The organism is Pseudomonas sp. GXM4 (genome assembly GCF_008923895.1).
GTDB classification, from domain to species: Bacteria; Pseudomonadota; Gammaproteobacteria; order Pseudomonadales; family Pseudomonadaceae; genus Aquipseudomonas; species Aquipseudomonas atacamensis.
The window spans coordinates 1-12,370 of the sequence record NZ_WBRZ01000026.1 but is presented as its reverse complement, the minus strand read 5'-3'; the positions used below and the strand labels follow the sequence as shown (position 1 = coordinate 12,370).

11 protein-coding genes are annotated in these 12,370 nt (G+C 60.3%); 6 read left to right on the top strand and 5 right to left on the bottom strand.

Translation table 11 applies throughout. The annotated features are described in order from the left end of the window. The first annotated feature begins 50 nt into the window (after nucleotides 1-50). Complete coding sequence (cysD, locus tag F8N49_RS06260) at nucleotides 51-968, top strand: sulfate adenylyltransferase subunit CysD (RefSeq protein ID WP_016771664.1); 918 nt, start codon at nucleotides 51-53, stop codon at nucleotides 966-968. A 9-nt stretch (nucleotides 969-977) separates the two neighbouring features. Next, nucleotides 978-2,876: a sulfate adenylyltransferase subunit CysN gene (cysN, locus tag F8N49_RS06255; RefSeq protein ID WP_110646361.1), complete on the top strand. Its 1,899-nt coding sequence runs from the start codon at nucleotides 978-980 to the stop codon at nucleotides 2,874-2,876. 232 nt (nucleotides 2,877-3,108) lie between these two features. On the opposite strand, the gene F8N49_RS06250 is transcribed toward cysN, so the two are convergent. From F8N49_RS06250 to F8N49_RS06240, 3 genes are read right to left on the bottom strand one after another with little or no spacing between them, the layout of a single operon-like run. After that, nucleotides 3,109-4,014 (bottom strand): acyltransferase, encoded by a 906-nt coding sequence (locus tag F8N49_RS06250; protein WP_056782964.1) that lies wholly within the window; start codon nucleotides 4,012-4,014, stop codon nucleotides 3,109-3,111. Continuing rightward, nucleotides 4,015-6,114, bottom strand: a complete 2,100-nt coding sequence (gene pta / locus F8N49_RS06245; protein ID WP_151551009.1) for a phosphate acetyltransferase — start codon at nucleotides 6,112-6,114, stop codon at nucleotides 4,015-4,017. A 51-nt stretch (nucleotides 6,115-6,165) separates the two neighbouring features. Further along, the gene (locus F8N49_RS06240; RefSeq protein ID WP_122747722.1) at nucleotides 6,166-6,492 is read right to left on the bottom strand and encodes a DUF3565 domain-containing protein; all 327 of its coding nucleotides are present in this window, start codon (nucleotides 6,490-6,492) and stop codon (nucleotides 6,166-6,168) included. On the opposite strand from F8N49_RS06240, the gene F8N49_RS06235 reads away from it, so the two are divergent. The 3 genes from F8N49_RS06235 (at nucleotide 6,461) to F8N49_RS06225 (ending at nucleotide 8,811) form a co-directional block, all read left to right on the top strand. After that, entirely contained in the window at nucleotides 6,461-6,946 is a 486-nt protein-coding gene (locus F8N49_RS06235) for a peptidylprolyl isomerase (protein WP_016771661.1), read from the top strand. The genes F8N49_RS06240 and F8N49_RS06235 overlap by 32 nt on opposite strands. Before the next feature lie 123 nt (nucleotides 6,947-7,069). Then, nucleotides 7,070-7,552: a glutathione peroxidase gene (locus F8N49_RS06230; RefSeq protein ID WP_016771660.1), complete on the top strand. Its 483-nt coding sequence runs from the start codon at nucleotides 7,070-7,072 to the stop codon at nucleotides 7,550-7,552. A 155-nt stretch (nucleotides 7,553-7,707) separates the two neighbouring features. Continuing rightward, nucleotides 7,708-8,811 carry an NADH:flavin oxidoreductase gene (locus F8N49_RS06225; protein ID WP_151551008.1) on the top strand — a complete coding sequence of 368 codons (1,104 nt, stop codon included), beginning with the start codon at nucleotides 7,708-7,710 and terminating at the stop codon, nucleotides 8,809-8,811. A 127-nt stretch (nucleotides 8,812-8,938) separates the two neighbouring features. Here the strand turns inward: F8N49_RS06225 and F8N49_RS06220 are convergent, their stop codons facing one another. Next, the gene (locus F8N49_RS06220; protein ID WP_151551007.1) at nucleotides 8,939-10,138 is read right to left on the bottom strand and encodes a glycosyltransferase family 1 protein; all 1,200 of its coding nucleotides are present in this window, start codon (nucleotides 10,136-10,138) and stop codon (nucleotides 8,939-8,941) included. 40 nt (nucleotides 10,139-10,178) lie between these two features. Beyond that, complete coding sequence (cysZ, locus tag F8N49_RS06215; protein ID WP_038861129.1) at nucleotides 10,179-10,931, bottom strand: sulfate transporter CysZ; 753 nt, start codon at nucleotides 10,929-10,931, stop codon at nucleotides 10,179-10,181. A 312-nt stretch (nucleotides 10,932-11,243) separates the two neighbouring features. Between cysZ and trxB the strand changes: the two genes are divergently transcribed. Continuing rightward, nucleotides 11,244-12,206 (top strand): thioredoxin-disulfide reductase, encoded by a 963-nt coding sequence (gene trxB / locus F8N49_RS06205; RefSeq protein WP_016771656.1) that lies wholly within the window; start codon nucleotides 11,244-11,246, stop codon nucleotides 12,204-12,206. The last annotated feature ends 164 nt before the right edge of the window (nucleotides 12,207-12,370 follow it).

Sequence of the window (12,370 nt, the reverse complement as noted above, 5' to 3'; positions counted from 1 at the left end):
GCTCGAACACGGCCCGCTGGCCGTTCATAAGAAAGCTTTCGTGAGTAGCCATGGTCGACAAACTGACGCATCTGAAACAGCTGGAGGCGGAAAGCATCCACATCATCCGCGAGGTGGCCGCCGAGTTCGATAACCCGGTGATGCTGTACTCCATCGGTAAAGACTCCGCCGTGATGCTGCACCTGGCACGCAAGGCGTTCTTCCCGGGCAAACTGCCGTTTCCGGTGATGCACGTCGACACCCGCTGGAAATTCCAGGAAATGTACAAGTTCCGCGACAAGATGGTCGAAGACTTGGGCCTGGACCTGATTACCCACATCAACCCCGATGGCGTGGCGCAGAACATCAACCCGTTCACCCACGGCAGCGCCAAGCACACCGACATCATGAAAACCGAAGGCCTGAAACAGGCACTCGACAAGCATGGTTTCGACGCAGCGTTCGGCGGCGCCCGTCGCGATGAAGAGAAATCCCGCGCCAAAGAGCGTGTGTACTCGTTCCGTGACAGCAAGCACCGCTGGGACCCGAAAAACCAGCGTCCGGAGCTCTGGAACGTCTACAACGGCAAGGTCAACAAGGGCGAATCCATTCGTGTATTCCCGTTGTCGAACTGGACCGAGCTGGACATCTGGCAGTACATCTATCTCGAAGGCATTCCGATTGTGCCCCTGTACTTCGCCGCCGAACGCGAAGTGATCGAGAAGAACGGCACGCTGATCATGATCGACGACGAGCGCATCCTCGAGCACCTGTCCGATGAAGACAAAGCGCGCATCGTGAAAAAGAAAGTGCGGTTCCGCACCCTTGGCTGCTACCCGTTGACGGGCGCGGTGGAGTCCGAGGCCGAAAGCCTCACGGACATCATTCAGGAAATGCTCCTGACGCGAACTTCCGAGCGCCAGGGCCGGGTCATCGACCACGATGGCGCTGGCTCGATGGAAGACAAAAAACGTCAAGGCTATTTCTAAGGGGCTGTCATGTCGCATGTTTCTGATTTGATCAGCGAGGACATCCTCGCCTACCTGGGCCAGCACGAACGTAAAGAGCTGCTGCGCTTTTTGACCTGCGGTAACGTCGACGACGGCAAGAGCACCCTGATCGGGCGCCTGCTGCACGACTCGAAAATGATCTACGAAGATCACCTCGAAGCGATCACCCGCGATTCGAAGAAAGTCGGCACCACCGGTGACGACATCGACCTGGCATTGCTGGTCGACGGTCTGCAGGCCGAGCGTGAGCAGGGCATCACCATTGATGTCGCTTACCGCTATTTCTCCACCGCCAAGCGCAAATTCATCATCGCCGACACCCCTGGCCATGAGCAGTACACCCGCAACATGGCCACCGGTGCATCCACCTGTGACCTGGCGATCATTCTGGTCGACGCCCGTTACGGCGTGCAGACCCAGACCCGTCGCCACAGCTTCATCGCTTCTTTGCTGGGTATCAAACACATCGTCGTCGCCATCAACAAGATGGACTTGAAGGACTTCGACGAAGGCGTGTTCGAATCGATCAAGGCTGACTACCTGAAGTTCGCCGAAGGCTTGAAGATGAAGCCGACCAGCATGCACTTCGTGCCGATGTCTGCCCTTAAAGGCGACAACGTGGTGAACAAGTCCGAGCGCTCGCCGTGGTACACCGGCCAGTCGCTGATGGAGATTCTGGAGACTGTGGAAGTCGCCGGCGATCGCAACTTCACCGATCTGCGTTTCCCGGTGCAGTACGTCAACCGTCCGAACCTGAACTTCCGTGGTTTCGCCGGCACCCTGGCCAGCGGCATTGTGCATAAGGGCGACGAAGTCGTGGTGCTGCCGTCGGGCAAGAGCAGCCGCGTGAAGTCCATCGTCACTTTCGAAGGTGAGCTGGAACACGCAGGTCCAGGTCAGGCGGTAACCCTGACCATGGAAGACGAAATCGACATCTCCCGTGGCGACCTGTTGGTGCATGCCGACAACGTGCCGCCGGTCACCGACAGCTTCGAAGCGATGCTGGTGTGGATGGCTGAAGAGCCGATGCTGCCGGGCAAGAAATACGACATCAAACGCGCCACCAGTTACGTGCCGGGCTCGATCGCCAGCATCGTCAACAAGGTCGACGTCAACACGTTGGAAGAAGGCCCGGCGAGCGCGTTGCAGCTCAACGAAATCGGCAAGGTGAAAATCGCGCTCGACGCGCCGATCGCCCTCGACGGTTACGAAAGCAACCGCACCACCGGCGCGTTCATCGTCATCGATCGCCTGACCAACGGCACCGTTGGCGCCGGCATGATCGTCGCTCAGCCTGTAGCGCATGGCACTGCAACCCACCATGGCAAATTGGCCCACGTGGCGACTGAAGAACGCGCCCAGCGCTTCGGCCAGCAACCAGCCACCGTGCTGTTCAGCGGCCTGTCCGGTGCGGGCAAAAGCACCTTGGCGTATGCGGTCGAGCGCAAGCTGTTCGACATGGGGCGCGCGGTGTTTGTACTCGATGGCCAGAATCTGCGTCAGGATCTGAACAAGGGGCTACCGCAGGATCGCGCCGGCCGTACCGAGAACTGGCGTCGTGCTGCGCACGTGGCGCGTCAGTTCAACGAAGCGGGGCTGCTGACCCTGGCCGCGTTCGTCGCGCCAAGTGCCGAAGGTCGCGAGCAGGCCAAGGAACTGATCGGCAAGGATCGCTTGCTGACGGTCTATGTGCAGGCGTCGCCGACCGTGTGCGCCGAGCGTGATCCGCAAGGTCTGTACGCCGCTGGCGGCGACAACATCCCGGGCGAATCCTTCCCGTACGACGTGCCGCTCAATGCCGACCTGGTGATCGACACGCAGTCGCTGAGCCTGGAAGAAAGCGTCAAGCAAGTGCTGGAGCTGTTGCGTCAGCGTGGTGCGATCTAAGGTGGAAGCAGCGACAAGCTTCTAGCTGCAAGCGGCAAGAAAAAGCCCGCCGGTGAGTGATCATCGGCGGGCTTTTTTTGGCCGGGTGATCGTTCCCACGCGCAGCAAAGGAATGCCTCCTTGGACGCTCCGCGTCCGCTTCGGCAGGGACGCGGAGCGTCCCGGGCTGCATTCCCACGCGGAGCGTGGGAACGATCAACTGTGGGAGCGAGCAGGCTCGCTCCCACAGGGGTCAGTGTTTGGGTGGATATTCGCGGTGCATCTGCTCCAGCAACGCATCCTTGTCCAGCCACAGCTGATTGATCCAGCCCTGAAACTGCAAACGGTACTCGCCGTCCTGGTCGTAGTTTTTGCCGATGAAGGCCGGCGGGATTTTGATTTCTTCAAAATGCACCACCACATCGCGCACATTGCCGCAGAGCAAATCCCAGAACCCCGGACGCCCGGCCGGATAATGAATCGTCACGTTGACGATTGATTCCAGCTGTTCGCCCATCGCATCGAGCACAAAGGCGATCCCGCCGGCCTTGGGCTTGAGCAGGTATTTGAACGGTGACTGCTGCTGCGCATGCTTGCCTTCGGTGAAGCGTGTGCCTTCGACGAAGTTGAAAATCCCCACCGGGTTATGCCGGAATTTCGCGCAGGTCTTGCGCGTGGTTTCCAGGTCCTTGCCTTTCTTCTCCGGGTGTTTTTCCAGATACGCCTTGGAGTAGCGCTTCATGAACGGAAAGCCCAGCGCCCACCAGGCCAGCCCGATTACCGGAACCCAGATCAGCTCCTGCTTGAGGAAGAACTTCAGCGGCTGAATCTTGCGGTTGAGCACGTATTGCAGCACCAGAATATCCACCCAGCTCTGGTGGTTGCTGGTGATCAGGTACGAGTGTTGATAGTCGAGACCTTGCAGGCCGCTGACGTGCCAGCGGGTGCGCCGTACCAGATTCATCCAGCCCTTGTTGTTGCTGATCCACGCCTCGTGGGTGTGGCTCATCAGCCAACCGGCGATGCGCTGGGTAAAGGCAAACGGCAAAGCCTTGACCAGCGCCACGCAGAACAGGAACGAGCAGAGCAGAATCGTATTGAGCGCCAACAGCAGCGAGGCGATCACGCCGCGCACGGGGGCGGGTAGAAAATCCAGCATTTACACATCCATAGGTCGGTTGGCGGCTTGAATCGCGGTGAGCGCGATGGTGTAGACGATGTCATCGACTTGCGCACCGCGCGGCAGGTCGTTCACCGGTTTGCGCAGGCCTTGCAGCATCGGCCCGAGGCTGACGCAATCAGCGCTGCGCTGTACGGCTTTGTGCGTGGTGTTGCCGGTGTTCAGATCGGGGAACACAAACACCGTGGCGCGCCCGGCGACCTGACTGTTCGGCGCCAGTTGCCGCGCCACGTCGGCGTTCGCGGCAGCGTCGTACTGCAACGGTCCGTCGATCAACAGCGAGTTTTGTTGCTCATGGGCGAGCAGGGTCGCCTCGCGGACTTTCTCGACTTCTTCACCGCGCGCCGATTCGCCGCTGGAATAGCTGATCATCGCCACCCGTGGGGTAATGCCGAATGCGGCCGCCGAGTCAGCGCTTTGCAGGGCGATCTCGGCCAGTTCTGCGGCGCTCGGGTGTGGATTCATCACGCAGTCGCCGTAGACCAGCACTTCTTCCGGAAAGAGCATGAAGAATACCGACGACACAAGCGTGCAGCCCGGTGCGGTCTTGATCAGTTGCAAGGCCGGACGGATGGTGTTGGCGGTGGTGTTGATCACACCCGAAACCAGACCGTCGACCTCGTCCAGCGCCAGCATCATGGTGCCGATCACCACGGTGTCTTCCAGTTGTTGCTCGGCCATCGGTGCGTTGAGGCTTTTGCTCTTGCGCAGGGCGACCATCGGCTCGACGTAGCGCTCGCGGATGTGGTCCGGGTCAAGGATTTCCAGACCCGGCGGCAGCACGATGCCTTGGGCACGGGCGACCGCTTCGACGTCTTCGGGTTTGGCCAGCAATACGCAGCGGGCGATCCCGCGTTCCTGACAGATCGCCGCCGCTTGCACGGTGAACGGCTCGCTGCCTTCGGGCAACACGATGCGCTTGTTCGCCGCTTGCGCGCGCTGGATCAATTGGTAGCGGAACACCGCCGGCGACAGGCGCATCTCCCGAGGCGTGCCGCAGCGCTGGTGCAGCCACTTGGCGTCGAGGTGGCTGGCGACGAAATCAGTGATGATCTCCGCGCGCTCGCGGTCATCGATCGGGATTTCCTTGTTCAGGCCATTGAGCAGATTGGCGGTGTCGTACGAGCCGGTGCTCACCGACAACACCGGCAGACCGGCCTGCAAGGCGCCTCGGCACAGGTCCATGATGCGCGGGTCGGGCAGGGTGTCGCTGGTCAGCAGCAGGCCGGCCAGAGGCACACCGTTGATCGCCGCGAGGCTGACGGCGAGGATGATGTCGTCGCGATCGCCCGGTGTCACCACCAGCACACCAGGCTTGAGCAGTTCGACGGTGTTGCGCATGGTTCGTGCGCAAATGATGATTTTGCTCATGCGCCGGGTTTCGTAGTCGCCCGCGTTGAGCACTTGCGCGCCCATCAGGTCGGCGACGTCGCGGGTGCGCGGCGCATTGAGTTCCGGCTGAAACGGGATGCAGCCAAGCAAGCGGAAATCACCGCTGCGCAGCAACGGCGAATGCTCCTTCAGACGCGTGGCGAAGGCGTCCATGCTCTCGTCGGTCTTGACCTTGTTAAGGATCACTCCGAGGACTTTCGGATCTTTCGGGCCGCCGAACAATTGCGCTTGAAGCTCGACACGGCCAGAAAGCTCGGCGAGCACTTCGTTTTCCGGCGCCGAGACCAGAATCACCTCGGCATCCAGGCTCTTGGCCAGATGCAGATTGACCCGCGCGGCGTAACTGGCGCTGCGGGTCGGCACCATGCCTTCTACCACCAGCACATCCTTGCCGACCGCTGCCTGCTGATACAGGGCGATGATTTCTTCGAGCAGTTCGTCGAGCTGACCGTCGCCGAGCATGCGTTCGACGTGCGCCAGCCCCAACGGTTGTGGCGGTTTCAGGCCATGGGTGCGCGCCACCAGTTCGGTGGAACGTTCAGGGCCGGTGTCGCCGGGATGCGGCTGGGCGATCGGTTTGAAGAAGCCGACTTTGAGGCCGGCGCGTTCAAGCGTGCGCACCAGCCCGAGGCTGATGGAGGTCAGACCCACGCCAAAATCGGTGGGGGCGATAAAAAAAGTTTGCATGGGAATTCTCTATGCAAGGGTGTCAGCCTATGTCTGGCCGACTACCGAAATTCAGTCGCCAAGGTTAGCGCTAACCGAGCCTCGTGCACACCAACCGCAGGCAAAGGGTTGACCTGTTTTTTCAATACGTTGCGCCGGATCCAGGACCCAGGCGCGGGTTTGCCACGGCGGCTGGTGGCGCAGGTGCTGGGTGTGGCCACAGGAAAGCTCGACCACCCAATGGCCATCTTCGTCCTGATGGAAGCCGGTGATGGTCGAAACCCGTTTGTCCGGGTTGTGGTCGCTTTCACGCGATTGCTTCGCTAAACTTGGCCTTTCTATATTCTTATGCAAAAGGTCTCGCCCCATGCTGATCGCCGCCAATAAGGCTGTCTCCATCGACTATACCCTGACCAACGACGCTGGTGAGGTCATCGACAGCTCCGCCGGCGGCGCTCCGCTGGTTTACCTGCAAGGCGCAGGCAACATCATCCCGGGCCTGGAAAAAGCCCTTGAAGGCAAAGCTGTCGGCGACGAGCTGAAAGTGGCCGTTGAGCCTGAAGACGCTTACGGCGAATACGCCGCCGAGCTGGTCAGCACCCTGAGCCGCAGCATGTTCGAAGGCGTTGACGAGCTGGAAGTCGGCATGCAGTTCCACGCTTCGGCGCCGGACGGCCAGATGCAGATCGTCACCATCCGTGATCTGGACGGCGACGACGTCACCGTTGATGGCAACCACCCTCTGGCCGGTCAGCGCCTGAACTTCGAAGTGAAGATCGTTGATATCCGTGACGCCAGCCAGGAAGAAATCGCTCATGGTCACGTCCATGGCGAAGGTGGCCATCACCACTGATTTTCTGCGCTAAGCTTCGAGTACTGGAGAGGCGCCTGTGGGCGCCTTTTTAGTCCGCGGCTGTCCTTGGTGGCCTCGCCAAGTGGCTGTTTCGAGTAGAACACGAGAATCCTGGAGTTCGGCATGAGTGCTTTTCACGACCTTAAGTTGACAGCCCTGGATGGTCAGGAGCTACCGCTGGCGCCGTTCAAGGGCCAAGTCGTGCTGGTGGTCAATGTGGCCTCCAAATGCGGCTTGACCCCTCAGTACGCGGCACTGGAAAACCTCTACCAGCAATACAAAGATAAAGGCTTTGCTGTGCTGGGCCTGCCGTGCAACCAGTTTGCCGGTCAGGAGCCAGGCTCGGAAAAAGAAATCCAGGAGTTTTGCAGCCTCAACTATGGCGTGACCTTTCCGTTGTCGAGCAAGCTCGAAGTCAATGGTCACGAGCGGCATCAGTTGTATCGCCTGCTGGCGGGCGAGGGCGCCGAGTTTCCCGGTGACATCACCTGGAACTTCGAAAAGTTTCTGCTCGGCAAGGATGGCCGGGTGCTGGCGCGCTTCTCGCCGCGCACGGCGCCGGATGATCCGACAGTGATTGCCGCGATCGAAAAAGCCTTAGCCTGAATCAGAAAATCGCAGCATTGAGCTGCGATTTTTTTTGCCTGCCTTTTGACCCTTAATCATTCAGATCAATAGTGCTGTCACGCTAAGAACGTGGCGGATATTATCGCCGTCATATCGATTAATGTCCGTCGCCAATGTTTTCGTGGAGCCTCTCGATGCCTGTTCAAGCCCTGTTCAAACCGTTCCACCTCGGTGCCCTCGAACTGCCGACCCGCGTGGTCATGGCGCCAATGACCCGTTCGTTTTCGCCGGGCGGTGTGCCGAATTCCAAAGTCATTGAGTACTACCGTCGTCGTGCGGCCGCCGGGGTTGGTTTGATCATCACCGAAGGCACCACCGTCGGCCACGTCGCGTCCAATGGCTATCCAAACGTGCCGCAATTTTTCGGTGACGCGCCGCTCGCCGGCTGGAAAAAAGTTGTCGACGCCGTGCACGCCGAGGGCGGCAAGATCGTCCCGCAACTGTGGCATGTCGGCAGCGTACGTCGCCTCGGCACCGAGCCGGACGCCAGCGTGCCGGGCTACGGTCCGTCGGAGAAACTCAAAGACGGTCAGGTCGTGGTTCACGGCATGACCAAGCAGGACATCCAGGACGTGATCGCTGCGTTTGCCCAGGCTGCCAAAGATGCGCAAAGCATCGGCATGGACGGTGTGGAAATCCATGGCGCCCACGGCTATCTGATCGACCAGTTCTTCTGGGAAGGCAGCAATCAGCGCACCGATGAATACGGTGGCAGTCTGGCCAACCGTTCGCGTTTTGCCATCGAATTGATTCAAGCAGTGCGCGCAGCCGTCGGTGAGGGTTTCCCGATCATCTTCCGCTTCTCGCAATGGAAGCAGCAGGATTACACCGCGCGTCTGGTGCAAACCCCCGAAGCGCTGGGCGAGTTTCTCAAGCCGCTGTCAGACGCTGGCGTGGACATTTTCCACTGCTCGACCCGACGCTTCTGGGAGCCGGAGTTCGACGGTTCGGATCTGAACCTCGCTGGCTGGACCCGCAAGCTGACCGGCAAACCGACCATCACCGTGGGCAGCGTCGGCCTGGACGGCGAATTCCTGCAATTCATGGTCAGCACCGACAAGGTCGCGCAACCGGCCAGCCTGGAAAACCTGCTGGAGCGTCTGAACAAAGAAGAGTTCGACCTGGTAGCAGTGGGCCGCGCGCTGCTGGTCGATCCGGACTGGGCGCAGAAAGTCCGTGAAGGGCGTGAGCAGGATATTCTGCCGTTCAGCCGTGAGGCGTTGATGACGCTGGTTTAAGCTGCGCCAGTTCGAACCATTTGCGAGCAGGCTCGCTCCCACCTTCTACCGCATTCCATCTGAAAGAATGCAGTGCCCATGTGGGAGCGAGCCTGCTCGCGAAAGCGGTGTCTGTGTCGACGCAAATCTAAGGTTGTGTCTGCGCCCCAGGCACCACCAGCTCCCCCGCACAAGCCCCACGCAAATACCCCTCGAACTGCTCGATAATCGCTGCCCAGCCCTGGCGACTGCCATGCTGCCGCGCATTCAGCCGTACGCAACGCAACCGCTCATCCTCCTCCAGCAACCACGCCGCCGCCTCGCAAAACGCCTGCTCATCGCCCGGCATCGCTGACACGCCGTTGTAGCCGTGGCGAATATGCTGCGCCGCCGCTGCCTGATCATAGGCAACAACGCCGAGTCCCGAAGCCAGGGCTTCCAGCACCACATTGCCGAAGGTCTCGGTCAGGCTGGGAAATACGAACAGATCTCCTGAGGCGTAGTGCGCCGCGAGTGCTTCTCCCCGTTGCGCGCCGCAGAAGATCGCCTCCGGCAGTTCTTTTTCCAGCGCCGAACGCTGCGGGCCATCTCCGACCACGATCAGCTTCAGATGGCGCTGTGGATAAGTCTGCTGCAGGGTTTCAAAGCAGCGTTTGAGCAGGCCCAGATTTTTCTCCGGGGCGAGCCTTCCTACGTGGATGACCGCGATATCTTTATCAGAGAGTCCCCATTGCTCACGCAACGCGCTCTGACGCTTGCTTGGATGAAACAACTGGCTGTCCACACCCCGCGACAACAACGCCAGCCGCTCGAAATGCCGCCGCTCCAGTTCCAGGCGCTGACTGGCGCTCGGCACCAAAGTCATTGCCGAACGATTGTGAAACCAGCGCAGGTAATGGGTGAGCATCCGCGTCAGCAGACCGAGGCCGTACTGGCTGGTGTATTGCTGGAAGTTGGTGTGAAAACCGCTCACCACCGCAATCCCCAGGCGCCGTGCCGCGCGCAGTGCCGACAACCCGAGCGGGCCTTCCGTGGCGATGTACAGCACATCCGGGCGCTGGCGTTTCCAACGGCGCAGCAATTTATGCATCGACGACTGGCCCCATTGCAGTCCCGGATAGCCCGGTAGTGGCCATCCGCGACACAGCAACAGCGCATCGTCTTGGCTGCGCTGCGGATCACCGGCCTGACGTGGGCGCACCAGCTCCACCTGATGCCCGCGCGCGCGCAAGCCCTCGCACAAGCGGCCAAGGGTATTGGCCACGCCGTTGATTTCCGGTGGGAAGGTTTCGCTGATGAGGGTGATATGTAGAGCTGTCGTCATGACCTCAGTGTCGGCTGAGGCCATGTCGAGCTTGTTACGGTCGGATGATGGATTTGTGACGCGATCAGTGCTGGATCACCAGATTTTCGGCACCACGCTCGCGCACCCAGAACAACGTCGCCCCGGCTACCGCCGCCGGCATCATCAGGATGTTGACCACCGGAATCAGCAACACCAGATAGACGATCCCGCCAAAACTCATGCTCTGCCAGCGCTTCTGCCGCAGCCAGGCGAGCATCTCGTTCCAGCCCAGTTTGTGGTTATCCGCCGGGTAGTCGATGTACTGGATGGCCATCATCCACACGCCGAACAGCAGCCATAACGGCGCGGCGACGATATTCACCACTGGGATGAACGACAGGATGAACAGGCCGATGGCGCGCGGCAGGAAGTAGCCGAGCTTGCGCATTTCCCGGGAAAGGGTGCGCGGGATCATCGCGATCAGTTCGCCCCAACTGAACGCCGGGAAATCATCAGTGCCGCGCACCACCACTTCGACTTTTTCCGCAAGGAAGCCGTTGAACGGTGCGGCAATGATGTTGGCGAGCATGGTGAAGGTGAAAAACACCATCAAGGCCACGAGGACCACGAACAGCGGCCAGAGGATATAGCTGAGGAAACTCAGCCATTCAGGCAACGACGGCATCAGCGTGTCGACCCACAGGCTGAACTGGTGGCCGGCCAGATAGATCAATCCGACGAACAGCACAAGGTTGATCGCCAGCGGCAACAACACGAACAGGCGCAGGCCAGGGCTCAGGACCAGTTTGAGGCCTTCGCGCAGGTATTGCGGGCCGGACAGAACAGGGGCGGGCATAAGGTGCTCCGAAGCAAGGGAAAACGCGCCGACGTTACCGGCTTTGCCCCAGCGGCGAAAGCGCGGCAGAGCAATCGACATTCACTGTAACAAAGAGGTCTATCTCGTCAGCGTCTCGGCATAGAGACCACCTATGAGCTGGATTGTTAAACCGTATTTCCTTAATCTTGCCCCCCTCGATACGCTGCACCCAACTTTTTACAGGACTGTCGAGTTCAAGCCTTCCCCAAGGTGTCCACGGTCCTTTTTTATTCCGCCGGCCGTCCGGCGTCCGCGCCAGATTTTTCATGGCCGGCCAACAGGAGCAGATTCATGTCTGAAGTCCGTCATTCGCGAGTGATCATTCTCGGTTCCGGCCCCGCCGGCTACAGCGCTGCGGTCTACGCGGCCCGCGCCAACCTCAAGCCACTGCTGATTACCGGCATGCAGGCCGGCGGTCAACTGACCACCACCACCGAAGTCGACAACTGGCCGGGTGATGTTCATGGCCTGACCGGTCCGGTGTTGATGGAGCGCATGCGCGAGCACGCCGAGCGTTTCGAGACCGAGATCGTTTTCGATCACATCAACGCCGTGGACTTCGCAGCCAAGCCTTACACCCTGACCGGCGACAGCGCCGTCTATACCTGCGATGCACTGATTATCGCCACCGGTGCCAGCGCCCGCTACCTGGGCCTACCGTCGGAAGAAGCGTTCATGGGCAAAGGCGTGTCGGCCTGCGCAACCTGCGACGGTTTCTTCTACCGCAACAAGCCGGTCGCCGTGGTTGGCGGTGGCAACACCGCTGTCGAAGAAGCGCTGTACCTGGCCAACATCGCCAGCACCGTGACTCTGATCCACCGTCGCGAAACTTTCCGCGCCGAGAAGATCCTGATCGACAAGCTCAACGCCCGTGTGGCCGAAGGCAAGATCATCCTCAAGTTGAACGCCAACCTGGACGAAGTCCTCGGCGACAACATGGGCGTCACCGGTGCGCGTCTGCGCAACAACGATGGCAGCTTCGACGAAATCAAAGTCGATGGCGTGTTCATCGCCATCGGCCACACCCCGAACACTTCGCTGTTCGAAGGCCAGTTGACGCTGAAAGACGGTTACCTGGTTGTGCAGGGCGGCCGCGAAGGCAATGCGACGGCCACCAGCGTCGAAGGCATCTTCGCTGCCGGTGACGTGGCTGACCACGTTTACCGTCAGGCCATCACCTCGGCCGGCGCCGGTTGCATGGCGGCACTGGACACCGAGCGTTACCTGGACGGCCTGCAGAACGCCACGTTCTAATAGCGCAGGGCACAAAAAAACCGGCCAGAGATTGGCCGGTTTTTTTGTGCACGCTCTTCCTGCTCCAACGCAATTCGATCGTTCCCACGCTCTGCGTGGGAATGCAGCCCGAGACGCTCTGCGTCCCAAAGCGGACGCAGAGCGTCCAATGAGGCATTCCCACG